26 protein-coding genes and 3 pseudogenes are annotated in these 25,914 nt (G+C 66.2%); 15 read left to right on the top strand and 14 right to left on the bottom strand.

The genetic code is table 11. The features are described 5' to 3' along the window. From ACLP25_RS28350 to hrcA, 3 genes are all read right to left on the bottom strand, one after another. The coding region (locus ACLP25_RS28350; RefSeq protein WP_442472435.1) for a PEP/pyruvate-binding domain-containing protein at positions 1-1,429 on the bottom strand (1,429 nt) is incomplete at its 3' end. Positions 1,430-1,466: 37 nt separating this feature from the next. Beyond that, positions 1,467-2,036 carry an HdeD family acid-resistance protein gene (locus ACLP25_RS28345; RefSeq protein WP_442472434.1) on the bottom strand — a complete coding sequence of 190 codons (570 nt, stop codon included), beginning with the start codon at positions 2,034-2,036 and terminating at the stop codon, positions 1,467-1,469. A gap of 23 nt (positions 2,037-2,059) precedes the next feature. Further along, on the bottom strand, positions 2,060-3,148 hold the full coding sequence (gene hrcA, locus ACLP25_RS28340) for a heat-inducible transcriptional repressor HrcA (protein ID WP_442472433.1): 1,089 nt from the start codon (positions 3,146-3,148) through the stop codon (positions 2,060-2,062). 188 nt (positions 3,149-3,336) lie between these two features. Between hrcA and ACLP25_RS28335 the strand changes: the two genes are divergently transcribed. The 3 genes from ACLP25_RS28335 to ACLP25_RS28325 all read left to right on the top strand — a co-directional run bounded on the left by ACLP25_RS28335 (position 3,337) and on the right by ACLP25_RS28325 (position 7,016). Continuing rightward, a complete protein-coding gene (locus tag ACLP25_RS28335; RefSeq protein WP_442472432.1) occupies positions 3,337-5,019 on the top strand; it encodes a thiamine pyrophosphate-binding protein in 1,683 nt (560 codons plus the stop codon). 55 nt (positions 5,020-5,074) lie between these two features. Continuing rightward, positions 5,075-5,980 carry a DUF1186 domain-containing protein gene (locus tag ACLP25_RS28330; protein WP_442472431.1) on the top strand — a complete coding sequence of 302 codons (906 nt, stop codon included), beginning with the start codon at positions 5,075-5,077 and terminating at the stop codon, positions 5,978-5,980. Positions 5,981-6,194: 214 nt separating this feature from the next. Next, the gene (locus tag ACLP25_RS28325; RefSeq protein WP_442472430.1) at positions 6,195-7,016 is read left to right on the top strand and encodes a DUF1186 domain-containing protein; all 822 of its coding nucleotides are present in this window, start codon (positions 6,195-6,197) and stop codon (positions 7,014-7,016) included. An 11-nt stretch (positions 7,017-7,027) separates the two neighbouring features. Here the strand turns inward: ACLP25_RS28325 and ACLP25_RS28320 are convergent. From ACLP25_RS28320 to ACLP25_RS28310, 3 genes and pseudogenes are all read right to left on the bottom strand, one after another. Further along, positions 7,028-8,313 (bottom strand): annotated as a pseudogene (locus tag ACLP25_RS28320) (amidohydrolase family protein). A gap of 20 nt (positions 8,314-8,333) precedes the next feature. Then, a complete protein-coding gene (locus ACLP25_RS28315; protein WP_442472429.1) occupies positions 8,334-8,807 on the bottom strand; it encodes a phosphate-starvation-inducible protein PsiE in 474 nt (157 codons plus the stop codon). A 182-nt stretch (positions 8,808-8,989) separates the two neighbouring features. Beyond that, positions 8,990-10,075: an alpha/beta fold hydrolase gene (locus ACLP25_RS28310; protein WP_442472428.1), complete on the bottom strand. Its 1,086-nt coding sequence runs from the start codon at positions 10,073-10,075 to the stop codon at positions 8,990-8,992. A gap of 234 nt (positions 10,076-10,309) precedes the next feature. Between ACLP25_RS28310 and ACLP25_RS28305 the strand changes: the two genes are divergently transcribed. Continuing rightward, positions 10,310-10,609, top strand: a complete 300-nt coding sequence (locus ACLP25_RS28305; protein ID WP_442472427.1) for a GIY-YIG nuclease family protein — start codon at positions 10,310-10,312, stop codon at positions 10,607-10,609. A gap of 83 nt (positions 10,610-10,692) precedes the next feature. Here ACLP25_RS28305 and ACLP25_RS28300 read toward each other — a convergent pair whose 3' ends face one another. Further along, a complete protein-coding gene (locus ACLP25_RS28300; RefSeq protein WP_442472426.1) occupies positions 10,693-10,944 on the bottom strand; it encodes a hypothetical protein in 252 nt (83 codons plus the stop codon). 107 nt (positions 10,945-11,051) lie between these two features. Between ACLP25_RS28300 and ettA the strand changes: the two genes are divergently transcribed. After that, positions 11,052-12,707 carry an energy-dependent translational throttle protein EttA gene (ettA, locus tag ACLP25_RS28295; protein ID WP_442472425.1) on the top strand — a complete coding sequence of 552 codons (1,656 nt, stop codon included), beginning with the start codon at positions 11,052-11,054 and terminating at the stop codon, positions 12,705-12,707. 49 nt (positions 12,708-12,756) lie between these two features. Here the strand turns inward: ettA and ACLP25_RS28290 are convergent, their stop codons facing one another. Beyond that, the gene (locus ACLP25_RS28290; protein WP_442472424.1) at positions 12,757-13,176 is read right to left on the bottom strand and encodes a type II toxin-antitoxin system VapC family toxin; all 420 of its coding nucleotides are present in this window, start codon (positions 13,174-13,176) and stop codon (positions 12,757-12,759) included. Continuing rightward, positions 13,173-13,427: a type II toxin-antitoxin system Phd/YefM family antitoxin gene (locus tag ACLP25_RS28285; RefSeq protein WP_442472423.1), complete on the bottom strand. Its 255-nt coding sequence runs from the start codon at positions 13,425-13,427 to the stop codon at positions 13,173-13,175. The genes ACLP25_RS28290 and ACLP25_RS28285 overlap by 4 nt, the downstream gene beginning before the upstream one ends. 403 nt (positions 13,428-13,830) lie before the next feature. Between ACLP25_RS28285 and ACLP25_RS28280 the strand changes: the two genes are divergently transcribed. From ACLP25_RS28280 to ACLP25_RS28265, 4 genes and pseudogenes are all read left to right on the top strand, one after another. Beyond that, positions 13,831-14,127: a ribbon-helix-helix domain-containing protein gene (locus tag ACLP25_RS28280; RefSeq protein WP_442472422.1), complete on the top strand. Its 297-nt coding sequence runs from the start codon at positions 13,831-13,833 to the stop codon at positions 14,125-14,127. A 114-nt stretch (positions 14,128-14,241) separates the two neighbouring features. Next, positions 14,242-14,637, top strand: a complete 396-nt coding sequence (locus ACLP25_RS28275; protein ID WP_442472421.1) for a VOC family protein — start codon at positions 14,242-14,244, stop codon at positions 14,635-14,637. 41 nt (positions 14,638-14,678) lie between these two features. Continuing rightward, positions 14,679-15,230, top strand: coding sequence for a twin-arginine translocation signal domain-containing protein (locus ACLP25_RS28270; RefSeq protein WP_442472420.1), 552 nt, complete (start codon positions 14,679-14,681; stop codon positions 15,228-15,230). 37 nt (positions 15,231-15,267) lie between these two features. Further along, positions 15,268-16,833 (top strand): annotated as a pseudogene (locus ACLP25_RS28265) (GMC family oxidoreductase). Between the two features lie 138 nt (positions 16,834-16,971). On the opposite strand, the gene ACLP25_RS28260 reads toward ACLP25_RS28265, so the two are convergent. Both ACLP25_RS28260 and ACLP25_RS28255 read right to left on the bottom strand, forming a co-directional pair. Then, the gene (locus tag ACLP25_RS28260) at positions 16,972-17,112 is read right to left on the bottom strand and encodes a hypothetical protein (RefSeq protein ID WP_442472419.1); all 141 of its coding nucleotides are present in this window, start codon (positions 17,110-17,112) and stop codon (positions 16,972-16,974) included. Between the two features lie 103 nt (positions 17,113-17,215). Next, positions 17,216-17,857, bottom strand: coding sequence for an HWE histidine kinase domain-containing protein (locus ACLP25_RS28255; RefSeq protein WP_442472418.1), 642 nt, complete (start codon positions 17,855-17,857; stop codon positions 17,216-17,218). 119 nt (positions 17,858-17,976) lie between these two features. Here ACLP25_RS28255 and ACLP25_RS28250 point away from each other — a divergent pair, with 119 nt between their 5' ends. After that, positions 17,977-18,735, top strand: a complete 759-nt coding sequence (locus ACLP25_RS28250) for a Crp/Fnr family transcriptional regulator (RefSeq protein WP_442472417.1) — start codon at positions 17,977-17,979, stop codon at positions 18,733-18,735. A 16-nt stretch (positions 18,736-18,751) separates the two neighbouring features. On the opposite strand, the pseudogene ACLP25_RS28245 reads toward ACLP25_RS28250, so the two are convergent. Together ACLP25_RS28245 and ACLP25_RS28240 are read right to left on the bottom strand one after the other, a co-directional pair. Next, positions 18,752-19,106: pseudogene (locus ACLP25_RS28245) on the bottom strand (ATP-dependent DNA ligase); the annotation flags it as partial. A gap of 73 nt (positions 19,107-19,179) precedes the next feature. Next, positions 19,180-19,683, bottom strand: coding sequence for a YciE/YciF ferroxidase family protein (locus tag ACLP25_RS28240; RefSeq protein WP_442472416.1), 504 nt, complete (start codon positions 19,681-19,683; stop codon positions 19,180-19,182). Positions 19,684-19,891: 208 nt separating this feature from the next. Here ACLP25_RS28240 and ACLP25_RS28235 point away from each other — a divergent pair, with 208 nt between their 5' ends. From ACLP25_RS28235 to ACLP25_RS28225, 3 genes are all read left to right on the top strand, one after another. After that, on the top strand, positions 19,892-20,338 hold the full coding sequence (locus ACLP25_RS28235; protein WP_442472415.1) for a pyridoxamine 5'-phosphate oxidase family protein: 447 nt from the start codon (positions 19,892-19,894) through the stop codon (positions 20,336-20,338). Between the two features lie 137 nt (positions 20,339-20,475). Continuing rightward, positions 20,476-21,087: a 2OG-Fe(II) oxygenase gene (locus ACLP25_RS28230; protein WP_442472414.1), complete on the top strand. Its 612-nt coding sequence runs from the start codon at positions 20,476-20,478 to the stop codon at positions 21,085-21,087. Between the two features lie 443 nt (positions 21,088-21,530). Further along, on the top strand, positions 21,531-23,165 hold the full coding sequence (locus ACLP25_RS28225) for an FMN-binding glutamate synthase family protein (RefSeq protein ID WP_442472413.1): 1,635 nt from the start codon (positions 21,531-21,533) through the stop codon (positions 23,163-23,165). On the opposite strand, the gene ACLP25_RS28220 is transcribed toward ACLP25_RS28225, so the two are convergent. Then, the gene (locus ACLP25_RS28220; protein ID WP_442472412.1) at positions 23,162-23,524 is read right to left on the bottom strand and encodes a VOC family protein; all 363 of its coding nucleotides are present in this window, start codon (positions 23,522-23,524) and stop codon (positions 23,162-23,164) included. The two genes, ACLP25_RS28225 and ACLP25_RS28220, sit on opposite strands and share 4 nt — an antisense overlap. A gap of 179 nt (positions 23,525-23,703) precedes the next feature. On the opposite strand from ACLP25_RS28220, the gene ACLP25_RS28215 reads away from it, so the two are divergent. Together ACLP25_RS28215 and ACLP25_RS28210 are read left to right on the top strand one after the other, a co-directional pair. Further along, entirely contained in the window at positions 23,704-23,925 is a 222-nt protein-coding gene (locus tag ACLP25_RS28215) for a hypothetical protein (RefSeq protein WP_442472411.1), read from the top strand. Between the two features lie 147 nt (positions 23,926-24,072). Beyond that, entirely contained in the window at positions 24,073-25,353 is a 1,281-nt protein-coding gene (locus ACLP25_RS28210; protein ID WP_442472410.1) for a cystathionine gamma-synthase family protein, read from the top strand. Positions 25,354-25,914 lie beyond the last annotated feature (561 nt).

Here is a 25,914-nt window from a genome sequence, read left to right as displayed (position 1 = left end):
GCGGCGAATGCGCCGGCTGCCGCTTGCAATGAACGCACAGAAACCGGATTGGACAAATGCCCTCGGCGGCGTGCATGCCGCCAATGTCCTCAGGCGAGGTTTCGACGCGAACCAGGATGGTCTTGCGGCCGACCTTGCTTGCCACTTCCGCGTCGGCGGCCGAGAACACGATCGCGCCGGTGGCTGCGCCGGGAGACGCGGGCAAGCCGGTGGCGATCGGGGCGGATTTCGCCTTCGGATCGAGCATCGGGTGCAGGAGCTGATCGAGCGCGGCCGGCTCCACCCGGGTGATTGCGTCCTCGCGGGAGATAAGCCCCTCGTTGGCCATCTCCACGGCGACCTTGAGCGCGGCGCGCGCCGTGCGCTTGCCGTTCCGGGTCTGCAGCATCCAAAGCTTGCCGCGCTCGACGGTAAACTCCATGTCTTGCATGTCTTTATAGTGTTTCTCGAGCAGTTTCGTCGTCGCGACGAACTGATTGAACACCACGGGCATGAGGGCTTCGAGCGAGGGCTTGTCGGAGCCCGCGGCCTTGCGCGCCCTCTCGGTGATGTTCTGCGGCGTGCGGATGCCGGCCACCACGTCCTCGCCCTGGGCGTTGACCAGGAACTCGCCGTAGAGGGCGTTCTCGCCGGTCGACGGGTTGCGGGTGAAGGCGACGCCGGTCGCCGAGCTCTCGCCCATGTTGCCGAACACCATGGCCTGCACGTTGACGGCGGTGCCCCAGTCGGCGGGGATGTTGTTGAGACGGCGATAGGTGATCGCGCGCGTGTTCATCCAGGACGAGAAAACGGCGCCGATCGCGCCCCAGAGCTGGTCCTTCGGCTGCTGCGGGAAGGGTTTGCCGGTCGCCTCCTGCACTTTGGCCTTGTATTCGACGATGACCTTGCGCCAGTCGTCGGCCTTGAGGTCGGTGTCGAGCGCATGACCCTTGCCGTCCTTGTAATGCTCGATGATGTCCTCGAAGTTATGGCTGTCGACGTCGAGCACGACGTTCGAGTACATCTGAATGAACCGGCGGTAGCTGTCGTAGGCGAAGCGCTCGTCGCCGGACGTCTTGGCGAGAGTGAGCACCGATTCGTCGTTGAGGCCGAGGTTGAGCACGGTGTCCATCATGCCCGGCATCGAGGCGCGGGCGCCGGAGCGCACCGAGAGCAGCAACGGATTGTTGGCGTCGCCGAAGACATGCCCGGTCTGGCGTCCGACCTCGGCGACTGCGGCGTCGACCTGCGCCACGAGATCGGGCGGGTAGGTCTTGTTGTTGGCGTAGAAGTAAGTGCAAAGCTCGGTGGTGATGGTGAAGCCGGGAGGCACCGGCAACCCGAGAAACGCCATTTCGTGCAGATTTGCGCCTTTGCCGCCGAGCAGATTCTTCATCTCCCCCCGTCCTTCCGCGCGTTCGGCGCTGAAGGAATAGACCCACTTTGACATTGTTCGCTCCTCAAGTGAGCGCGTGCGTCCCGAGGGCTCAGCTCCGCGCGTGCAATCCCAAACCGAAACTCACCCAGCCTGCGCCGTGGAACAGGAGATCGACGCCGAGGAGGGTTCCCAGGACGTAGATGCTGTCCATTGGCCAGTGGCTGACGATGACCAGGCCCAGAAGAATTGTGACAGCCGCTGCGACGAATACCAGCAGCCGGGGCTGAACGGGCGGTAGCCGAAAGGCTAACACGAACCGGACGACGCCGGCGGCGATCAGGCCCGCGCCGAGCAGCAGCGTCAGAACGGCCGAGGCGAGTACGGGGTTGACGATGCAGATCACACCGGCGGCCAGATAGAGAACGCCGCCGATCACCCAGAGGAAAAACAGGCCCCACTTGCGAGAATGCATGCCGATTGCGATTTCGGCGGCGCCCCCGATCAGGAATAGGACGCCGTTCAGCGTCACCGTCGCGATCGTGGCGACAAGCGAGAAGGCGAGCGCGGCGAATCCGAGAACGACCAGCAGCACGCCGAACGCGGTGATCGACGCCCACTTCGTTTCCAGGCGTTCGATCGCCTGCCCAAGGCTGTGCGTCGTCATTCCGGCGTTCGCCATGGCGTTTCCTTCCGCAGCCCGCATCAGCGCGATCGCCTCAGTTCGCCGAGCACCTGCGCGGCGTATTCGACCATCGGCACGATGCGGCCGTAGTTCAGCCGCGTAGGACCGATGACGCCGAGGACGCCGGCGATGCGATGGTCGCCCCCGCGCAGCGGCGCGGCGATCATGGACGACCCCGAGAGCGAGAATAGCTTATTCTCCGAACCGATGAAAATCTTGACCCCGTTGCCGGTTTCGGCGCGATGCAGAAGTTCGATGACGTCCGTCTTGGTTTCGAGGTCGGCGAACAGCGTCCGGATGCGCTCGATGTCCTCCGCCGCCCGGACGTCGCCGAGAAGATTGGCCTGGCCGCGGACGATGAGCTGGTCGCGCGCTTCGGAGGCGCCCGCCCACGAGGCGAGGCCGGCGTCGACCAGCCGCGCTGCGATCGCGTCGAGTTCGCCGCGTGCGCGCCGCCGATCGGACTCGATCTCCGCCATGACCTCCGACAGGGTGCGCCCGATGATCCGGGCGTTCAGATAGTTGCTCGCCTCCATGAGGGCCGAGGCGGGCAGGCCGGCGGGCGTGTCGATGACGCGATTCTCGATCGAGCCGTCTTCGGCCACCAGCACCGCCAGCGCTTTTTCCGGCTCCAGGCGAAGGAACTCGACGTGCTTGAGCGCCGGGTCGGACTTGGACGTGAGCACGATCCCGGCGCCGCTGGTAAGTTCCGAGAGGACGCTGGTCGTCTCGGCGAGCGCGCCCTCGTATCCGCCGCCTTCGGCCCCGGCCCGGACCTGGGCGTCGATCCGCGCCCTTTCCTCCCGGCCGAGGTCACCGAACTCCAGGAGCGCGTCGACGAAGAAGCGCAGGCCGTGCTGGGTGGGGAGCCTCCCTGCGCTGGCGTGGGGGGCATAGATGAGGCCGAGCTCCTCGAGGTCCTGCATCACGTTGCGGACCGAGGCTGGCGAGAGGGTGATCGGCAGCATGCGCGACAGATGCCGGGAGCCGACCGGTTCGCCGGTCGTCAGATACGATTCGACGATGCGCCGGAAGATTTCGCGGGAGCGCGCGTTCAGGTTCGCAAGCGCGCCGGGTTCGGCGGCAGGGCGGTCGGCGGGTGGGGCCATGGCCGGAGGACAATGGCTGGAAGGGCGGTCGTGCGCAAGGCGATCGGCCCGCGCCCGATCGTCGCGCGCGACTCATCGCCGCGCGCACCTCGCCCCGTCACCCGTGCGGGTACGCCGTCTGCCCCGTTGCCCGCGCCGCACGCCGCCGCCTAGACTGGCGCCGTTCCCTTTTAAGGATTAACGCGCCCATGTCCATCTCCGCGCCCCGCACCGGCGGGCAGATTCTCGTTGACCAGCTCGTCGCCCAAGGGGTCGAGCGCGTCTATTGCATCCCCGGCGAGTCCTATCTCGCCGCGCTCGATGCCATGTACGACGCGCCGATTGAGCTGACCGTGTGCCGGCAGGAGGCGGGCGCGGCCATGATGGCGCTGACCGAAGGGCGGCTCACCGGCCGACCCGGCGTCTGCTTTGTCACCCGGGGCCCGGGGGCGACCAACGCCGCCCACGGCGTCCATATCGCAGAGCACGATTCCGCCCCGATGATCCTGTTCATCGGCCAGGTCGAGCGGGCGATGCTGGGACGGGGCGCTTTCCAGGAAATGGACTACCGCGCCTTCTTCGGGTCGGTCGCGAAATGGGCGACCGAAATCCACAGCGCGGCGCAGATCCCCGAGATCGTCCAGCGGGCCTTCCATGTCGCGATGCAGGGACGGCCGGGCCCGGTCGTGATCGCGCTGCCGGAGGATATGCTGCTCGAGACCGCCGCGGTCGCCGACGCGCCGAAGGCGGTCGCCGCGCCGATCTGGCCGGGGCTCACGCAAATGGCCGAGCTGCAGAAGATGCTGTGGTCGGCCGAGCGGCCCATCGCCATCCTCGGCGGCCCGGGCTGGACCGACCGGGCGAGCGCGGCCTTCGCCCGGTTCGCGGAGCGGTTCGACATGCCGGTCGCGGGCTCCTTCCGCCGCGCCAGCGCCTTCGACGGCGAGCACGACAACTACGCCGGCGAGATCGGCCTTTCAGCCAATCCGAAGCTGAAGGCCCGGATCGAGAACGCCGACGTCGTCCTGCTGGTCGGCGGCCGCATGTCCGAGGCGGCGGCGCAGGGTTACACGCTGTTCGACATCCCATCGCCGCGCCAGCGGCTCGTCCATGTCCACGCCGATCCGCTCGAGATCGGCCGCAACTATCACCCGACGCTCGGGATTATCGCCACCTCGCCGGAATTCTGCGCCGCGCTCGAAGGCGTTCAGCCGCCGGCGACGATCCCGTGGTCTGACGCAACGCGCCTGGCGCGCGCCGATTACCTCGCCTGGAGCGAGCAGGCGCCGCCGAACCCCGGCCGGGTGCAGGTGAGCGAGATCATGTTCGCGCTCAGGCGGAGCGTTCCCGAGGCGATCTTCGCCACCGGCGCGGGCAACTTCGCCATCTGGGTCGGCCGTTTCCTGCGATTCCGCCGGATCGAGCAGCAGCTCGGGCCCACGTCCGGCTCGATGGGCTACGGCTTGCCGGCCGCGATCGGCGCGGCCCGCGTCTTTCCCGGCCGGACCGTGGTCTGCTTCGCGGGCGACGGCGACTTCTTGATGAATGGGCAGGAGTTCGCCACCGCGGTCCAATACCGGCTTCCGATCGTCGTCGTTCTGATCGACAACGGCATCTACGGGACGATCCGCATGCACCAGGAGCGCGTCTTTCCTGGGCGGGTGATCGCCTCCGACCTGCGCAACCCGGACTTTGCAGCTTACGCGCGCGCCTTCGGCGGGCACGGCGAAACGGTCAAGGAGACGGCCGAGTTCCTGCCGGCCTTCGAGCGCGCGCTCGCCTCGGGCGCGCCGTCGATCGTTCACGTCAAGATCGACCCGGAGGCGATCACGCCGGCGACCACGCTCAGCGCCATTCGGGCCGCCGCGCTCGCCAAGAGCGCGGGCGCGTGAGAGCGTTTGCGCCGGCTCGCTTCCTGCCTCCGATCCGCCTGCGAGGGACACGGCGATGAACGTTGACGAAGCGCTGCGTCAATTCGCCGAGGGCGACGGGCTCCCGCGCGAAGCGATGGCCTGGGCGCTCGCCAATTGGGAGGCGGCTTCGCCGCGCTTCGTCGCCCGGCTCAGGGCGTTCGCCTTTGGAGGCGATCGGACCGAAGCGGCCGAGAGCCAGGTCTTCGCCATCGTCCACCTTTGTGGCCAGATGCGGGAGACGCGCGCCTACGAGCCGCTTTGCCGCCTGATCGCGGACGACGCCGACATCGAGATCTGGCTCGGCGACGCCATGGACGAGACGTTGCCAGGCGTCCTCATCAGCGTGTTCGACGGAGACGCCGGTCCGCTTCTGACCGCGATTGAGTCGCCCGCCGGGGACGAATACGCCCGGGGCGCCGCGCTCGCGGCGCTCGGCTATCTGGCGCGGGCGAAGGGCGTTCTCGACGACGAGACGATGCGCGAACTTCTGCGACGCCTGCGGCGGGAGGCGCTGCCCCGCGAAATTCCGGGCTTCTGGTTCAGTTGGGCCGAAACCGCCGCGGCGCTTGGCTACGAGGACCTCAAGATGGAAGCCGCCCTGCTGGCCAAGGACGGATTGCTCGACGCGGTCGACTTCGGACTCGTCGACTTCGAGCAGGCGGTCGCTCGCGCGCGGAGCGATCCGGCCGGGCTCGCGGGGTTTCACGATCAGAAAGTGCTCCCCTTCGCCGACGCGATCGGAACGCTCGACTCCTGGAGCCAGGGCGATGAGGAGGATATCGACTTGGGCGACGACATCGCCGAGCGCGCCGGCGACGAGGCGTTTTCCGACGATCCCTTCGGCGAGCCCCACATCAACCCGTTCCGCGCCGTGGGCCGCAACGACCCTTGCCCCTGCGGCAGCGGCAAGAAGTTCAAGAAGTGCTGCCTCGCATCGTAACGGCCGGTCCCCAAGGCGCCTGACGCCGCGGACGCGAGTTTCGTCCCTTTTCGGCACAAGAGGGGCCCGATTCCGGGGCGAGGATTTCCGTTGCGTGAGCGTCGTTTCGCGCCCGGCGATTCGCGAAATGTTCGCGCCGATGGCTCAATTCGGGCGATCGCCGCGCGGCACGAACCCTGCAACCTCTGGCTGCAAAGGCAGAAAGGGTTGCGTCATGCTGGGTTACGACACGGTTCCGGTCACCACATGGGACGAAGCGCTCAACGCGCTCGCCGACATCGAACAGCCGCCGCGCGAAATCCTGACATGGGCGTCGGCCCATTGGGACGACGCGTCGACGCGCCTGATCGATCGCCTCGGCGAATTCGCTGCGGGCCGCCGCGACACCGTTTCCGGCACCGAAGCCTTCTACATCGTGCATCTCTGCGGAGAGAAGGGCGACGGCCGCGCTTACCCGATCTTGTGCCGGCTGATCGCCGAGGACCGGCGGATCGCGGACTGGCTGGACGATGCGGTGACCGAGACTCTGCCGGGCATTCTGATCCGCGTCTTTAACGGCGACGCCGCGCTGCTGCGCCGCGCGATCGAGTCGGCCGGGGGCGACGAATTCGCGCGCGCTTCCGCGCTCGCCGCGCTCGGCTATCTCGTACGGGCCAGGGCGGCGATGAGCGAAGACGGCATGCGGGCCTATCTCCGCCGCATTCGGCGCGAGATGGCGCCGCGCCGCGACTCGGTGATCTGGATGACCTGGGCCTCGACCGTCGCGAGCCTCGGCTATAAGGACATGCGATCCGAGGTCGCAGCGCTCGAGCGCGACGGTTACATTCCCGAGGGCGATTTCGACCGCGAACAGTTCGACCTGCGAATCGAGCGCGCGCAATCCGACGCCTCGGGGCTGGCGGCCTTCGCGTTTGATCTGATCGCGCCGCTCGATGACGCAACGTCCACCCTCCTCTCGCTCGCCGGCGTCGAGGCGGCTGCGGCGGGGCGGCGGCTCGGCGCGCTCGTCCCGAAAGGGGAGCGCGGTCGCTTCTGACGCTTGGCTTTTCAGCCCGGGGCGTAGGCGGCCGGATCGAGCGTCGCGGGCCGGCCGGGCAGCGACAGCGCGACCTCGCGCGCGGGCGTCCGGGCGACGATCCGGCCGCGGCGCAGGACGGCGAGGCGGGTCGCGCGCAGCCTCACGGCCTCGATCGGATCAACCGCCTGCAGTAGAACGAGGTCGGCGTTCGCGCCGACCTTGAGGCCATAACCTTCGAGCCCGAGAATCCGCGCCGGAATTTCGGTCACCGCGTCGAACGTCCAGCGGATCGCCTCGCGGCTCGTCATCGGCGCGCCGTGGACCGCCATGTGGGCGACGTCGAGCATGTCCGCGCCGCCGAGGCTGTACCAGGGTCCATGACGCAGTCCTGCCCGAGCGCGACGGGAATCCCGAGCGCGCGCATTTCGGCCACGCGCGTCAGGCCGCGACGGCGCGGATAGGAATCGTGACGGCCCTGCAGCGTCAGGTTGATGAGCGGGTTGGCGACCGCGTTCATGCCCGATTCCGCGATCAGCGGCAGGAGCTTCGAGACGTAATAGTTGTCCATCGAATGCATCGAGGTGAGATGCGATCCGGTCGCCCGCGCGCCGAGGCGAAGCCGATGCGCTTCGGCCGCGAGCGTCTCCACATGACGCGACATCGGGTCGTCGCTCTCGTCGCAATGGAGGTCGACGGGCAGGCCGCGCCGGGCGGCGATCTCGCACAAGGCCTTCACCGAGGCCGCGCCGTCGGCCATGGTGCGCTCGAAATGAGGGATGCCGCCGACGACGTCCACCCCGAGGTCGAGCGCGCGTTCGAGATTGCGGGCGGCGGTCGGCGAGCGGAGATAGCCGTCTTGCGGAAAGGCGACGAGCTGGAGGTCGAGATAGGGCTTCACGATCTTCTTGACGTCCAGCAGCGCCTCGACCGCCAGCAGGCGGTCGTCGCAGACATCCACGTGGCTGCGGACCGCGAGCAACCCTTGAGAAACGGCGAGGTCGCAGTCGCGGCGCGCGCGCTCCGCCACCGCCTCATGGGTCAGATGCGGCTTCAGCCCGCCCCACAGCGCGATCCCTTCGAGCAGCGTGCCGGACTGGTTGAGCCGCGGCAGGCCGAGCGAGAGGGTCGCGTCCATGTGGAAGTGGCAGTCGACGAACGGCGGCGACATAAGAAGCCCACGCGCTTCGATCGTCTCGCCGGCCTCGGCTTCGAGCTTCGGCTCGATCGCCGCGATGCGGCCGCCGGAGACGGCGACGTCCTGTCCCTTGCGGCCGTCCGGCAGGCTCGCGTCGCGGATGATGAGATCGAAAACCATCGCGCCTCCCTAAAGCGCCGCTAATCCACACTAACGCCGCTCCGGCCGGCTTCGCCGTAAGCTGGGCTTGGGAAGCGGTTCGAGGTGAAGCGGATGACGAGGACGGCGAACGCCAGGATGAGCGTCGCGGCGGCCAGAATCAGCACACCGAGGTCGGCGCCCGACCGCTCCTGGACGAAACCGATCATGTGCCGGGTGAGGGCGGTGATGCCGACGTAGAGCAAAAAGCGCACCGGCATGTGCTTGGTGCGGAAATAGATCCCGACCATCGAGCCGATCTCGAGATAGATAAACAGCAGCAGCAGGTCCTCGATCGAGGGGGAGCCCTTCTGGATCATCGCGTAGAAGGCCGCCCAGGCCGCCCACACCGTCGCGGCGCCGATCGCGAACAGTCCCAGCAGGTGGAAGGCCTCGGTCAGGAACAGTCCGATCGGATCGGCGAACGCCCGCATCTTCTTGTCCGCCGCCCATATGCGGGGTGTCGGGTCGGCCATCGCGCGGCTGCCTCCCTGTCTGGCCCGGAACGGCCGAGCCGCCGACGCCCATAGAGCGCGACGACGGTGAGCGAAGTCAACCTTCTCTCGCCCTCTCTCGTCCGATCGGGCCGCCGCTTGAGGCGGGCGGCGATTCGCTGGGCTTCATCACGGGCCAGCGCGAAGCCTGGATCCGGTGGCCGTCACTTCTGCCCGGCGTTGTTCGCCTCGTTCACGGCCGTCACCACCTTCAGCGTCGCCTCCACGACCGCTTCGGGCCTGTCGATCTGGATGTAGTGCCGCGCTCCCGGCACGACGATGTGCTCACCCCTCATCGAGCGGGCGGCGAGGGCTGCGTGGCCGGAGATCCAGGCGGCTTCGACTCCGACGATTTCAGCGGGAGGGACGCCCGGAAACGACTCCGCGACGCCGCGGCTCAGCACGATCAGCGGCTTGTCGCCGAAGTTTTGCGTCGCCGCGTCCAGCTCGGCCGAGTTCGCGTCGATGTGATCCCTCTCCGGCGTCGCCGCCTCGAGCTCCGAAACCACGGCCTCCCAGGTTTTTGCGTCGGCGAGCCGCTTGCGCTGAGCCGCTGCGAGCGCGGCGTCGAGCCTGTTCGGGGCGCGGGGCGTGTTCGCGCAGCCCTGCTCGACCAGGGACGAGGGCCTCTCGAGCCTTCCGTCGCGCGCGTCATCGAGGCAGACGCGCTCAAGTTCGAGCGCGCGCGCCATTGCGGTCCCGATCGCATGGCGCTTCTCCGGCGGCAGGGCGGCTTCGAGCGCATCGACATCGTCGGCGAAGGCCGGATCCACGAGAACGAGGCCCGCAACGTCTGCAGGCGTCGTCGCCGAAAGGTAGACCGCGATCTCGCCGCCGAGCGAATGGCCGACGAGCACGAAGGGTTTCGCGATCCCCGCCGCCGCGACGAGGCGCGCGAGATCGTCCGCCATGTTGCGCACGTCGGCCGGCCGCGTCGCCGCGTCGCTGAAGCCGAGGCCTGCGCGGTCATAGGCGCACGCCCGCGTCGTTTTGGCGATCTCGCCCTGGACAAACCGCCAGGTCTGCATGGTGTTGGCGGCGCCGGCCTCGAACATCACAGTCGGCGCGCCAGCGCCCATGCAGTAGAGATTGAGACGGCGGCCGCCCTCCACGGCGACGAGCTGCTGGGGCGCGATGAGGACGCTGTCGGGAACGACGGCCGGCGGCGTCGACGCTTTCTGCGCTGCGGCGGGCGCACCGTTCCCGAGCGCCAGCGCGACCGCCGCCGCGAAATAACGCAATGCCGCCATCAGCCCCATCCGCAACGTCAGCGCTCTCTCTACCGCGGCTTCTCCGGGTTGCGAAGCGGGGCCGGAGCGACGTTGGGTCGAGGGACCGGTCCCTCGGCTGGCGACAGGCGGCTCGAGATGACGGCGCTTACTGAGGGTTCGCCGCAATGGCTCACCGATTTGACGACTCGGTTCTGAGCGGGCGAGATGAGAACCCTGTTGGATGGAGCGCGGTCTTTGAGACGAGACGACAGGATGGCGGCAAGCGCCGCCTACAAGGAACGCAAGGCTGACGCTGGAATCTATGTCGTGCGATGCGCCGCTTCCGGACAGCAATGGGTGGGCAGTACGCCCGACCTTCGGACGATCTGGAACCGAGTGTCGTTCATGCTCCGCCAGGGCTGCGGTCGGCTGTCGACGCTCCAGGAAGCCTGGAGGAACCACGGCGCCGGCAGCTTCACGTTCGACATTGTCGAGCGTGTGGACCCCGAGAAGCTCACGTACGGCGGCGATCGGACTTTGCGGGATCGGGTTGCGCACTGGCGTGACGCTTAACCGGCCGAGCCGATCTGAGCGCAGCCGGGGGGCAAGCCCGGTCGCGCGAGTGCAGTCGACAATCTCGACCGCGCTCTTTGACGTCACCGCAGCTCGTAACAGTTGATCAGCGTGCGGGGGTTGCGCGTCACGTCGAAAAGGACGCCACACTGAACGAGGGCGTTGACACCCGGATGGCGGAACAAAATGAGGGAGGTGCGGTTGTCGTAGCCGCTCGCATAGCCGGCGATCTCCCAGCCGTCTGCGAGAAGGCCCTCGATGGTCAGGGGCGGGTCCGCGGCCATTGCGACGCCGAAGCCGGAAAAAAAGACGGCCAAGCCCAGGCCCATACGCATGATAGTCCTCCCGCGGCCTCGATGCCTCGATCGGCCCGCCTTGCCTCGCGCCCCGGCCCCTGATATCTCCCGCGGCCAATTTCCTCCCTCAAATCCAAGGATTCCGCATGGCCGCGCGCCAGTTCATCTACCACATGCAGGGCCTGACCAAGACCTGGCCGGGCGGCAAGAAGGTTCTCGAAAACATCAACCTGTCGTTTTATCCGGACGCCAAGATCGGCGTGCTCGGCGTCAACGGCTCGGGCAAGTCGACGCTTCTGCGCATCATGGCCGGCCTCGACACGGAATTCGTCGGCGAGGGCTTCGTCGCCGAGGGCGCCAGGGTCGGCTACCTGCCACAGGAGCCTCATCTCGACCCGGCGCTCGACGTCAAGGGCAACGCCATGCTTGGCGTCAGGGACAAGCAGGCGATCCTCGACCGCTACAACGAGCTCGCGATGAATTATTCCGACGAGACGGCGGACGAGATGACCCGGCTGCAGGACGAGATCGAGGCCAAGGGCCTGTGGGATCTTGACAGTCAGGTCGAGCAGGCGATGGACGCCCTCGGCTGCCCGCCCGACGACGCCGACGTCAGCACGCTCTCCGGCGGTGAGCGGCGCCGCGTGGCCCTTTGCCGGCTGTTGCTGGAGAAGCCCGAGCTGCTGCTCCTCGACGAGCCCACAAACCATCTCGACGCCGAGACGGTGAACTGGCTCGAAGGGCATTTGCGCAACTATCCGGGCGCGATCCTGATCGTCACCCACGACCGCTACTTCCTCGACAACGTGACCGGCTGGATTCTCGAGCTCGACCGCGGCCGGGGCATCCCCTACGAGGGCAATTATTCCGCGTGGCTGAAGCAGAAGCAGAAGCGCCTCGAACAGGAAAACCGCGAGGACGTTGCCCGCCAGCGCGCGCTCGCCGAGGAAAGCGAGTGGATCGCCGCCTCGCCCAAGGCCCGTCAGGCCAAGTCGAAGGCCCGCATCCAGGCCTACGAGGAACTGGTCAGGAAGAGCAGCGAGAAGGCCCCGACCACCGCGCAGATCATCATCCCGGTCGCCGAGCGGCTGGGGAACAATGTCATCGATATCGAAAGCCTGTCCAAGGGTTATGGCGACCGGCTCTTGATCGACAACCTGTCGTTCAGGCTGCCGCCCGGCGGCATCGTCGGCGTGATCGGCCCGAACGGCGCCGGCAAGACCACGCTCTTCCGCATGATCACCGGACAGGAGAAGCCCGATTCCGGCGCGATCAAGATCGGCGAGTCCGTGCAACTCGGCTATGTCGACCAGTCGCGCGACGCGCTCGACGCCAAGAAGACCGTGTGGGAGGAAATTTCCGGAGGCCTTGACATCATCACTCTGGCCAAGCGCGAGATGAACTCGCGCGCCTACTGCGGCGCCTTCAACTTCAAGGGCGCCGACCAGCAGAAGAAGGTCGGAATGCTCTCGGGCGGCGAGCGCAACCGCGTGCATCTGGCGAAGATGCTGAAGAGCGGCGCCAACCTGCTCCTCCTCGATGAGCCGACCTACGACCTCGACGTCGATACGCTGCGGGCGCTGGAGGAGGCGCTGCTCGACTTCGCCGGCTGCGCCGTGATCATCAGCCACGACCGCTTCTTCTTGGACCGCATCGCCACCCACATGCTGGCCTTCGAGGACGACAGCCACGTCGAATGGTTCGAGGGCAATTTTGGCGATTACGAGGAGGACAAGAAGCGGCGGCTGGGGATCGACAGCGTCATCCCGCATAGGCTGAAGTACAAGAAATTCTCGAGGTAGGGGCGCAGGCTAAGGGCCACGATTTTTCCAACGCCACGCGATCTGGTCCTTACCCCAGTTCCGTCACCTCGACCCCCTGCCTCCGCGCCGCCTCGGCGAGTCTAGCGTCGAGCGTAGCCAGCGCGGCGCCGGCGTTCTTGGCGCTCGCCAAATGGAGCGCGTCCGCCGCCGCGAGCTTGGTCGAGAAATCGCGCACAACGCGCTGGGCGAGCAAGAAATCGGCGGCGCCGTGGCTCAACCGCTCGCAATCGGCGCGCATGGCGTCGAAGTCCAGGAGAGCGCCCTCGACCCCGCCGTGAGTCAGCCGTCCGACGCGCAGGTGGCGCGACAGCACCGCACTGACCTCGAGATTGGCGAGATCACTGACAATGACTGTGGCGGTCAGTCCCGAATACCAGCCGCCGGCCTTCTCCGTATGGGCGTCGGCGACGAGGAGAGACATGAGAACGGAGGCGTCAAGATAGATCAATCGAACTCGCCGTCTCGCATTCGGCGAATGATGTCGACCGCATTCTCGCCGTGACTCGAGCGAGACTTGGCCCGCTCCACGATCTGCGCCACCAGTTCACGGGGCGGTTGTCGAATCGGGCGCTCGACTGCCGGGCGGACATAGGCGATGACCTTTCCGTGGCGTGTGATCGCCACCTCTTCGCCCGCAGCGGCCTCATCAACCAGCTTCGACAAATTGTCCTTCGCCTTGGCGATCGAGTAAACGGCCATGCCGCCTCCGTTCTGGCCAGCGATGGCCAATATACGCTTCGGCCCGATGGTCGCAAGCCGGGAGCCCTATCCCACCTTCTCCGCGAGCCACATCTTGATGAGCGACTGATAGGGCACGTCGCGCCGTCGCGAATTTGGGGACGGACTTACGCGCCTTTCTCATAGACAGCCCTTTCCTTCGCGCTCATGTCGCGGGCGGAGATGACGTCTTCAAGAAGCAACCGCCTAGCGGCCTCCGCATAGCGGTAGCCGCAAATTCTTCCAGCCATGGCCACTCGACGGCGCTGAGGGCGCGCGATTAGATAGTGAGATTACGTTCCGGCCGCTTGCGCCCGAACTCAAGGGGGAAATTGGAGGTCGCCGTCTTCGTAAAGATCCAACCAATGCCGCCAAGGGAGGAAACATGTGCTGCCTTTTTGCCAGCCAGTCCCCGGACAGCTACGCTTTTGAGACGCGTTCCATCCGCCTGAACGGCCAAAGCACGAGCATCCGTCTCGAAAAGGTGTTCTGGACGATTCTCCAGCAGATCGCAGCGGCCGAGGAAATGACCGTGCCCCGCTTCATCTCGACGCTGCATCGCGAGGTCCTGCTGCAGTGGGGCGAGGTGTCCAACTTCACATCGCACCTGCGCTGCATCTGCCTCGTGGCGATCGAGACACAACGCGTCCAGCGTGGACCGGGGCCTGCGGAAGCGGCCTGAGCTTCGACGAACGTAGTAAGCCAATAACACCCGCACTCCTCGGGAACCTTTACTGTTTGCGTGACGCCGCGAAAGCGGCGGCTTTTGGTGTGACCGAGTTTTGGCGAGACCGACATGGCTAAAGTGATCCACATGATGGTTCGTGTCCTGGACGAGGCGCGGTCCGTGGCCTTCTACAAGAAGGCCTTCGGGCTCGACGTGGCCGACCGGCTCGATTTCCCGGACTTCACGCTCGTCTATCTCTCGAACGCCGAGTCTCCCTTCGAGGTCGAACTGACGATCAACAAGGGCCGCACCGAGCCTTACGACCACGGCGCGGGCTACGGCCACGTCGCGTTCGTCGTGGACGACCTCGAGGCGGAGCGCCGGCGTTTCGAGGCCGAAGGCCTCAATCCTCGCAAGATCGTCGAGTTCAACCGCGAAGGAAAGCTGATCGCGCGGTTTTTCTTCGTCGAGGATCCCGACGGCTACAAAATCGAGGTGCTGCAAAAGCTTGGGCGCTACAAGTAGAAATCAATAAAAACACAACTAAAGACCAGGAGGAAACACCCATGACGACACGAGAATCTGCGTCATCGAGAGGGGCGTTGTCCCGCCGCGGCTTCTTGCAAAGGTCGGCAGTGGCGGGCGGCTACGCCGCCGCCATCGCTATCACCTCGACAGGCGCGCTGTTCAACGCGTCCGAAGCCTGGGCGCTCGACGTCAAAGGGCTGAAGCCCGAGACCATGAAAACCCTGATCCTCGTCGCGCGCGACATCTATCCGCATGACAGGATCGCCGATCGTTACTACGCGATCGCGATGAAGCCTTACGACGAGAAGGCTGCGGCCGATCCCGCATTGAAGGCGCAAGTCGAGGCGTTCGTCGCCGCGCTCGACGGCGCGGCGGGTCCGGGCGGCTATGTCGGGATCGGCTGGGAAGCGGACCGCGTCGCGCTGCTCAAGACGCAGAGCGCGAATCCGATGTTCGAGACCATCCGTTCCGGCCTGGTCGTGTCGCTCTACAACCAACAGGAGGTGTGGCCGATCTTCGGATACGAGGGCGAGTCCTTCTCGAAGGGCGGATACATCACGCGCGGCTTCGACGACATCACCTGGCTCTAACGGCGCTGGCAAAGCCAATTCATGCGAGGAAACGGACATGGCAGCGAAATTCGATCAGAACGACGACAGCGTCGTCATCGTCGGGTCGGGCGCCGGCGGCGGCACGCTCGGCAACGAACTGGCGCAAAAGGGCGTCAAGGTCGTCGTGCTCGAAGCGGGCAAGCGCTATGACTTCCCGGATTTCATCAACGACGAATGGGCGAGCTTCGCCCAGCTCGCCTGGACGGACATGCGGACGACCTCCGGCAGCTGGCGGGTTCACAAGAACTTTCCTAACCTGCCAGCCTGGATCGTAAAATCCGTCGGGGGAACGACCACCCACTGGGCGGGCGCGTCTCTCCGATTCCAGGAGCACGAGTTCAAGGCGGCGTCGACCTACGGCAACGCGCCCGGCGCCAATCTGCTCGACTGGCCGCTGACGCTGTCGGATCTCGAACCCTATTACGCCAAGGCGGAGGCCAAGATGCGGGTGACCCGCACGGGCGATCTGCCTGGCTTGCCGGGCAACAATAATTTCAAAGTGTTCAAGGCCGGCGCCGACAAGCTCGGCTACAAGGAGTGTCACACCGGGCGAATGGCGATCAACTCCGTTGCAGGGGACGGCCGTGTCGCCTGCCATCAGACCGGCTTCTGCTTTCAAGGCTGCAAGTGGGGCGCGAAATGGTCGACGCTCTACACCGAGATCCCGAAGGGAGAGGCGACCGGAAACATGGAGGTCCGCCCCGAATCGCACGTCGCGCAGATCGAGCATGACTCCTCGGGCAAGGTCACCGGCGTAACCTACTTCGACGCGAATGGCGCCCTGCAGCGGCAGAAGGCGCGCATCGTGGCGGTGGCCGGCAATTCGCTGGAAAGTCCTCGGCTGCTGCTGAACTCGGCGTCTGCGAAGTTCCCCGATGGCCTCGCCAATTCCTCAGGCCAGGTCGGCCGCAACTAAATGCGTCACACGACCGGATCGGTGTATGGGATCTTCGAAAACCCAGTTCACATGTATCGTGGGACCACCATGGCCGGCATCATCCGCGACGAGGCCCGGAACGATCCGAACCGCGGCTTTATCGGCGGATACGAACTGGAAACGCTGTCGCTCGGCATACCCTTCATAGCCGCCTTTCTCGATCCCGGCGCATGGGGCCGCGAATTCACCACCGCGCTCGACGGCTACTCCAATATGGCCGGAATGTGGATCGTCGGCCAGGACATGCCGCAAGAGACGAACCGGATCACGCTCAGCGACCAGAAGGACAAGTGGGGCCTTCCCGTCGTGGACTTGCACTTCGACGACCACCCGAACGACACCGCGATGCGCAACCACGCCTATGCTCAGGGCAAGGCCTTATACGAGGCGGTGGGCGCAACGCGCACCATGCCCACCCCGCCGTACCCGTCGACGCACAATCTCGGCACGAACCGGATGAGCGCCAATGCGCGCGACGGCGTCGTGAACAAGTGGGGCCAGACCCACGACGTCAAGAATCTGTTCATCTCGGACGGTAGTCAGTTCACCACCGGCGGGGCCGAGAACCCGACGTTGACGATCGTGACCCTTGCGATCCGCCAGGCGGACTACATAGCCGACCAAATGAAGTCGAATACGATCTGAAAAAAGGTCGCACGGGCGCGGCTGCGCCGGACAGGTGCAGCCGCAGCCCCTACCTGTCTCCTCCTGATGGCGAAGGCGCGGGCGCTCGCTGTTGCGCCGCAGCAGGAATGGCTTTGCTGCGTCTACACGTCCTTCGCGCTATCGCCCGCCTTGGGTTTGTATGGCGCGCTCGGCCGCGCCTCCGCCCGAGGTCTGAGCGAAGGCCGAGCCGGCCGCGAGCGCGCCGGCCGCCGCCGCGCCGAAAATCAGACCGCGCCGCGCCGTGTTGGGATCGTCCATCGTCGCCTCCGTTCGAGTCCCGGAGCAACGGAAGCCCATGCCTGAGGTTCCGGAGGCCGCGACCAGAATCGTTTTGAAGCGGCGTCGAGGCGTCGCGCGCGCGTCAGCGTGTGAGTCCCGCGGCGGGAATGACGATCACGGTCTCGAGGCCCTCGGCGCGCCATTTCCTCTCGACGGAGAAACCGGCGAGCGCTGCGGCGCGCTCGATCAGCCGAGTGCCAAAACCGGCTGTTTCGGGAGGCCCCGCGAGTCGCGGTCCGCCGGTTTCGCGCCAGTGGATCGCGTAGTCGTCGCGATCCTCCGAGCAGGCGATCGCGACATGACCGGCCTCGGCCGACAAAGCGCCGTACTTGACGGAATTCGTCGCGAGCTCGCGCACGATCAGCGCCAACGTGCCGCCGGGCCCCCAGGTCATGGGGGCGTCGCGGCCGCTGACCGTGATCGTCTTGACGTGCTCGCTGTTGAAAGGAGCGATCAGGAGGCGAAGAAGCCCCATGACGGTCCGCTCCTCCTCCGTCGCAGCAGGTGTCTCGACGAGATAGGCGTGCGCCGCCTCCAGCGCCGCGATTCGGTCCCTCAGCGCCTCGACAAACGGCCGCATTTCCGGCTGCGCGCGCGCCGACAGCGCGAGGACGCCGCCAACGACCGCATAGATGTTCTTGAGACGATGTCTGAGGTCGAGAACGACAAGATCCTGAACGCTCTCCGTCCCAGGGTTGGATGGGTTATCATGCTGATCGAGCATGGTGTTTTGAGTTCCGTAAAGAAACTCCCATAGAGCAGAGCGCGGCGGAAGCGTCTGCACACAAATGCACACTGATCCGATCTTGCCTCCGGCGGGGAAACGGGTCACAAACTCGGCTCGTGATCACCGCCTCGTTTCCCAAGGCAGGCCTCGTCTTGCAGAACAACCTCCTGCTCGCGATGAAGCCTGCGGACTTCGCGCTGTTGCAGCCTCACCTCCAGGCTCTGCGCCTGGAGAGGGACAAAGTCCTCTATGAGCCCGGAGACGAGGTCCGCCATGTCTATTTTCCGCTCGACCCGACGCTGATCGCCTTCCGGGTCGTGCTGGAAGACGGCCGCGCTGTCGAAACGGCGCTGGTCGGGCGCGAGGGCGCGATTTGCGGCGTCGTCAGCCAGGGCCGCCTGCCGTCCTATTCGCGCTCCGTCGTCCTGCACGAGGGTCCGGCGGTGCGCGTCGGCGTGGAGCAACTCGAGGCCGCCAAGCTGAAGTCGCTGTCGATCCGCCATCTTTTCGCCCGCTACTCCGACTGCGTGATGGCTCAGGTGTTTCAGTCCGTTGCGTGCAACGCCACGCATTCGGTCGAGCAACGCGCGGCGAAGTGGCTGGTCGCGGCGACCGAGAGGATTTCCGACAACCGGGTTCCTCTGACCCAGGAGCAGTTCGCCGTCATGCTCGGCGTCGGCAGAAGCTATGTCAGCCGCGTGGTCGGGGCTTTCCGGGAGCGGGGGCTCGTCACCGGCGAACGCGGAGCGATCCTCGTTCTCGACCTCGACGGTCTGCGCGAGGCGGCCTGCCAATGTCAGGAGTCCGTTCGGCGCCACTTCGACGAGGTTCTCAAGGGCGTTTATCCAGATTCCTTGGTCGATGAGGCCTCGTGAGACGAGGCAGGCGATCCTATACTGGCGCCGAAGGCTCCAGCGGCGCGATCTGATCCATCGTGCAGGCCCTCGGCGGCTTATCGTGACGCCGGCGCAAGAACGTCGTCCCATGGCGGAAGCGGCCGGCGGTCACCGGGTCGAAGCGGACTTCCGCCACCAGTTCGGGCCGGACCGGCTCCCACTCGCCGCTGCGCTCTGTGCTCCACCGGCTCGGGCCCCCCGGCGCCTTCCCCGTGAATCCGGGCGCCGCGAATGGCCTCGAGCCTCTGCGTCAAGGCCGGCCTGTCGGCGCTTGCCAAGGTCGACGTGAAGCCGACATGGTCGAGGCGGCCCTCGGCGTCGTAAAGGCCGAGCAGGAGCGATCCGACCACGCGGCGAAGCGCCCTGGGGGGGCCGGCGCGGCCCGCGCCGGCCTTGCCGCATTTCCGACGCAGGCCAAGTCGATCACGCAGCTTTGCGGTTCACGCTCTGCATGGCGAGCTTCGTCAGAAGCTTGTCGGTCTTGGTCTCTTCCTGCAGCGTCTCGTCGAGGAGCTTGGCGGCCTCGTCCAGGCCAAGCTCCTTCGCCCAGGTCTTGAGCGTGCCGTAACGGCTGATCTCGTAGTGCTCGACCGTTTGGCCGGAGGCGACGAGCGCCGGATCGAGCGCGTCGGTCCCCTTGAAGTCGTCCATGAACTCCTTCGCTTCGTCGATAATGCCGAGGATCGCCTCGCAGGTCTTTCCGCGCGCTGGCCGGCCCATGCGCTCGAAGATCTGGTTGAGCCGGTCGATCTGGCCCTCCGTCTCGTCGCGGTGGGTTTCGAAAGCCTCTTTCAGTTCCGGCGTCGTCGCCTCCTTCGCCATTTTCGGCAGAGCGCGCAGGATCTGCTTCTCGGCGAAATAGACGTCCTTCAGCGTTTCGGCGAACAGATCCTCGAGCGGGTTGGACGATTTGCTGCGATTGGGCATGTCTGGCTCCCATGGGTTGCGACCGGAGGCAAACAACCTCAAGAGCCATTGGTTCCAAGATAGCCGCGTCTCACGCAGCTGCGATGCGTAGAGCATCAAAATTTGGCCTTCCCACCGTCCACGCGACCGACCACAATCCGCGAATTGACGGCCGGCGCGACATTGACGCGCGCGACACGTGAGGCTTCGGGCGCAGGGAGATCAGACCATGGACAGCGCGACGCACGACAAGATCCTGGCCATCCTCGGGGGCGCGAGCGAGATGACGATCGCGACTGTTCGTCCCGACGGCTTTCCGCAGGCGACGACGGTGAGCTACGTCCACGACGGGCTGACCCTCTATTTCGGCACGGCGGCGGACTCGCAGAAAGCGCGCAACATCGCGCTCAACGACAAGGTCTCCCTCACCGTCAGCCTGCCCTACGACCGGACTGAGGAGATTCTCGGCCTGTCGATGGGCGCCCGCGCCGCCCGCGTGACCGACAAGGCCGAAATCGCCAGGGTCGGCGAGCTGATGCTCAAGCGCTTTCCCGAAGGCGCGGATTTCGGGCCGGACGAGGCCGACGCCATCGCCATCTTTTCGGTGAAGCCTGTGGTCATTTCGGTGCTCGACTACCGCAACACCATCGGCGACACTGAATTGGTGACGATCTAGCCGCCCGCCCGCTTACCGGTCGGAGGACGCGCGCCAGACTGCGGCAATTTGTCTCGCGCTGCGCATCCGGCGCCTCTGCTACGTGTTTTACGCGGAGGTGCGGCATGTTGGATTGTGCAGCTTTGCGGGCTTCGTCGGTGACGACCGAACCCTTTCCCTATTTCGTGACGCCCCATTTTTTGTCGCGCGAGGACGTGGACGCGGCGATTCGCGACTTCCCGAAGATCGACATGGGCGGGCTGTTCCTGCCGGAATCCTTTGCCTACGGGTCCGCCTTCGCAAGGCTCCTCAACGAGCTGGAAGGACCGCAGGTGCGGCGGATCGTCGAGGAGAAGCTGGGAGTCGATCTCGAAGGCAAGCCGACGATGATCACGCTCCGGGCCAATTGCCAGGCCAAGGATGGCCGCATCCACGCCGACGCCACATTCAAGCTCGCAACCCTGCTCCTGTACCTCAACGAGGACTGGGCGGATATGGGCGGTCGGCTGCGCGCGCTGCGCTCCGGGACGGACATCGAGGACTACGCCGCGGAGGTCGCGCCGCAGGGAGGTCTCGCGTTCTGCTTCCGCGTCCAACCGAACTCCTGGCACGGCCACAAGCCCTTCATCGGCCCGCGCCGCTACGTGATGCTGAACTACTGCAACGATCAGGAGTCGCGCGACCGCGAGGTCGCCCGGCACCGGTGGTCGAACCGGGTGAAGAAGGTCGAGCGGCTGTTGGGGATCGGGAAGATTCCGCAGGCGGCGTGAAAAGCCTGCGACCGCGGCTTTTCAGATCAGCTCGACACGCGCCGCACGCTCGCGCGGGCGGATCGCGCCCGCGACGCCTTGTGCGAATGCAGCGCTGTGAGCCTGGGGGAGATCGCGATCAAGGCTGCGCTTCGGCGCGACGATTTGCGCATTGACGCCAGCCGGCTCCTGCGGGAGTTGCTTGACGCCGGCTATCGGGAGCTTGCCCGTGACCGGCGTTCACGCCGTCGCCGCCGCAGGCCTGCCGCCGATCCAGAAAGGACCCGATCGACCGGATGCTCGTCGCGCAGGCGGCCGTGGTGCGTTTGACGCTGGCGACGGCCAATGCCGTCGTGGCGAAGTACGTGGGTTCTGTGCACCTTCTTTGAACGCCAAGCTTGTCTCGATGTTAAGTCCGCAATGCGGTTAAGTTCGTCGAAAAAGAATTCGGGAGGAGGTTCGCCTTGCAGGCGCTGAGTTTGGCGTTTTCGCCGCGATTCATCGTGCTGACGCTCGCTGCGCTCGCCACGCTGTTCTTTTTGGCCCTGATCGCGGCCGGCGCCGCGCCCTCGGCCACTGCGCCCCTCTGGATCGGCGCGGCGCTGTTCGGCGCGCTGACGGCGCTCGGCGTCCGCGACCTTTTCCAGACCCGGCACGCCATCTTGCGCAACTATCCGATCTCCGCCCACATGCGCTTCATTCTCGAGGAAATCCGGCCGGAGATGCGGCAGTATTTTTTCGAAAGCGAGACGGACGGTCTGCCGTTCTCGCGCACCCAGCGCGCCGTCGTCTATCAGCGCGCGAAAATGGTCCTCGACAAGCGGCCGTTCGGCACGCTGCGCGACACCAACGCGCCCGGCTACGAATGGCTGAGGCATTCGATTACGCCGAAGCCGGTCGCCACGGAGGGTTTTCGCATCCCGGTCGGCGGCCCGGACTGCGCGAAGCCCTATTCGATGTCGGTGTTCAACGTTTCGGCCATGAGTTTCGGGGCGCTCAGCGCCAACGCCATCCGTGCGCTTAACAAAGGCGCGGCGCTCGGCGGCTTCGCCCACGACACGGGCGAGGGCGGCTACAGCCCCTATCATCGCGAGGGCGGCGGCGACGTCATCTGGGAGATCGGCTCCGGCTATTACGGGTGCCGGACGCCGGAGGGGCGTTTCGACCCGGAGAAATTCCGTTCCGTCGCCGCCAACGCGCAGATCAAGATGATCGAGATTAAGCTGTCGCAGGGCGCCAAGCCGGGGCACGGCGGTGTGCTGCCCGGGCCGAAGGTGACGGCGGAGATCGCGGCGATCCGCGGGGTGGAGCCGGGTAAGGACTGCATTTCGCCGGCGGGCCACAGCGCCTTTTCGACGCCGCTGGAGATGGTCGGCTTCATCGCGAAATTGCGCGAGCTTTCCGGCGGCAAGCCGGTTGGTTTTAAGCTTTGCGTCGGCCACCCATGGGAGTTCTTGGGCGTCTGCAAGGCGATGGTCGAAATGGGCGTCTATCCCGACTTCATCGTTGTGGACGGCATGGAGGGAGGCACCGGCGCCGCGCCGCTCGAATTCGCCGACCATCTCGGCGCGCCGTTGCGCGAGGGCCTGGTGTTCGTGCGCAACGCGCTGATCGGAATCAACGCGCGCGAACGCGTCCGCATCGGCTGCTCGGGCAAGATCGTCAATGGTTTCGACATGGCCCGCGCCATGGCGCTCGGGGCCGACTGGTGCAACGCCGCGCGCGGCTTCATGTTCGCGCTCGGCTGCATCCAGTCGATGAGCTGCCACACCGACCGCTGTCCGACCGGCGTGGCGACGCAGGACAAGATGCGCGGCCGCGCCCTTGTCGTCGCCGACAAGACCGAGCGCGTGCGCCATTACCACGCCTCGGTGCTGCACGCGCTCGCCGAACTCACCGCAGCAGCCGGCCTCGACCATCCGCAGAAGTTCAGGCCGGAGCATTTCTCGCGCCGGGTCAACGCGCACGACTCGTCGACCTACGCCGAGCTCTACCCCGCCCTCAGGCGCGGCGAACTCCTCACCGGCGCCCACGACAAGCGCTGGCGGGACTTGTGGGAAATGGCGCGGGCGGACTCGTTCGCGCCGGCGCCGGCCTAAGGTCCCTGCAGTTCGACCGCGACGCCGTTCGGGTCGACGAGGAAACTCTGCCGGATCCCGGTGCCGGGTTGTCGGCGCGGCGGGGAATAAGGAACGCCAAGCCGGTCGAGCCTTTGAAGCGTCGCATCGAGGTCGTCACAGGCGAAGGCGATATGATCGACGGCGGCGCCGGCGCCGTCGGCCCCGGGACCCGCGAGGGTCAGGTGGACCACGGGCTTCTCGCCGTCGTAGAGCCACGCCCCGGCGAAGCCGAACGGCGGCCGAAAGCCTTCGATCAGGCCGAGCGCGTCGACATAGAAGGCGGTCGTCTCCTCGAGGTCCCGGGCGCGAATGTTCACATGATGAAGGGATACGGCCACGTCGGTCTCCGCTCATCCAGCCCTTTTGTAAGAGTACCCGAGCGGAACCAATCGCGCCATGGAGCGTTTGGGACAAAATGGCGCCGAAGTCGGGGCGTAGGGTAAACAATCGCTTAATACAGCGACACGGCGCAGAAAACGGGGACGATCAAGAAAGGGCGGGTGAACGGGAGGACTGAATGAGCGGCCACACGGTTGTCCACCGAGGGCCGGGGGTTTCGTTGAAATCCCATGTCTTGAACGCTCACCTCGCATCGATCAAGACTTTGCGGATCGCGGAGAGGCGCGAGGCGATGACGGCGCTGCTGTTCGAGGGACGGCGGCGCATCTGGGTGACGGAGGAGGTGGCGAGAATGGAAAAGCGCCGCAGCCTCATTGACGACAATCCGGCGTCCGGGTGAAGCTGTCGGGCCGGATCGGACGGGTCAGGCGCGGATCTCCCTCTTCCCGCGTGCGGTGAGAGGGAAGGTCGGCGGCTCCGTTCGCCCGGCGCCGCGTCGTGCGAGGGTGCGCAGAGGCGGCATGTCGCGGGCGGGGAGGCGGGGTGCATGTCCAACGAACGATGGCGGAAGAGGGTTCTTGGCGACCGGCGGCTGGCTCCGGAAACCCTGATGATGGGCTACGGCTACGACCCGTTCCTTTCGGAACGGTCGCTGAAGCCGCCCATCTTTCACACCTCGACCTTCGTCTTTCGCACGGCCGAGGACGGCAAGGAGTTCTTCGAGCTCGCCTATGGCCTGCGCCAGAAGCGGCCGAACGAGGAGCCGGGCCTCATCTACAGCCGGATCAACAACCCGGACCTCGAGATGCTCGAGGACCGCCTGGTGATCTGGGACGAGGCGGAAGACAATCTCGTGTTCGCTTCCGGCATGGCCGCGATTTCGACCACGCTCTGGGCCTACGCGCGGCCCGGCTCGGCCGTTGTCCATTCCGGTCCAGTCTACGGCGGCACGGACTTTTTGCTGAAGCGGATCTTGCCGCAATTCGGCGTGAATCCGATCGAGTTCCCCGCCGAGGGCGGGACCAAGGCGATGGAGGAAGCAGTCGATCGGGCGCGCGAACTGGCGCCGGTCGCGGCGCTTTACCTTGAGACGCCCGCCAATCCGACCAACGGCCTCGTCGACATCGGCCGCGCCAGGGAGCTCGCCGACGGGCTTGGCGGACCGGAGGGCCGGCGCACCGTCGTCATCGTCGACAATACGTTCCTCGGACCGCTGTTCCAGACGCCCATCGCCCACGGCGCCGATCTCGTCGTGACCTCGCTGACCAAGTATGTCGGCGGCCATTCCGATCTGATCGCCGGCGGCTGCTCGGGAACAACGGCGGCGCTCGATCCGATCCGCGGCATGCGGACGATCCTCGGCACGATGTGCGATCCCCATACCGGCTGGCTGTTGATGCGCTCGCTCGAGACCCTGAAGCTCCGCATGACCGCGGCGGCCGAAGGCGCGCGCAAGGTCGCGGAGTTTCTCAGCGGCCATCCCCGCGTCGCCTCGGTCTGGTATCTGGGCTTTCTGCCCGAGGATCACCCCGACCGGCCACTCTTCGAGCGCCAGTGCAAGAGCGCCGGCTCGACCTTCGCGTTCGAGGTGAAGGGCGGCGAACCCGAGGCCTTCGCCGTCCTGAACCGGCTCGAGGTGATCAAGCTCGCCGTCAGCCTGGGCGGAACCGAGACGCTGGCCTCGCATCCGGCGTCGATGACCCATTCCGACATCCCGCATGAGGAGCAGTTGCGCCTGGGGATCACGCCGGCGCTGATCCGGCTGTCCGTCGGCATCGAGAACCCGGACGATCTGATCGCCGATCTCGACCAGGCGCTGAAAGCCTGACGCGGCGGACAAGGACTCTGCCCGGACGGAGCGCGCGATGGGCGTCCGCGCCGGCAGCTCTGTTGCTGGCGCGGAGCCGAAGAGAGGGGCGCCGTTTCGCCATCGTTTATGGGTTTCGAACCAACCACTTGCCGCCGGCTTCGCGGTCGACTGCGGACGCGAACTGGCGCGGAAAGCGCGGTTCGGCCTCGTTTTGCGGCCGGTGGAACGCTGGTTTGAGCCCGAAGACGCGCCTTCGACGCCGCTCGCGGCATGCGGTTTTGGAGAGAGGCCGAGCAAAATCAATGTGTTATGCTCAAGATTGTGAATCGTGCGCGCTCAATTCAGGGTCGTTTGACCCATTTCAGACACATTTAAGCACGCAAGCGCTGGCCGTTCGAGGCCAGCACGGGACGCAAGAGGCGGGTAATTACCCACCCCCTATCTTCTGAGGCGGGCTCGGCGGGTTAGATCGGGCTCAGGGGAGGACACCGACGATGACGGCGAAGGGGTTGGCGCCCTTGAGCTTTGCGTATCGACGGTTGTGCGGACGTCGGCTTCCGCTTCGGCGGCCCACATGGC

Origin of the sequence: Roseiarcus sp., from assembly GCF_052145395.1 — a bacterium.
Classification (GTDB): Bacteria; Pseudomonadota; Alphaproteobacteria; order Rhizobiales; family Beijerinckiaceae; genus Roseiarcus.
Note: the sequence above shows the minus strand (reverse complement) of the source record. Positions and strands in the feature narration are given on the sequence as shown.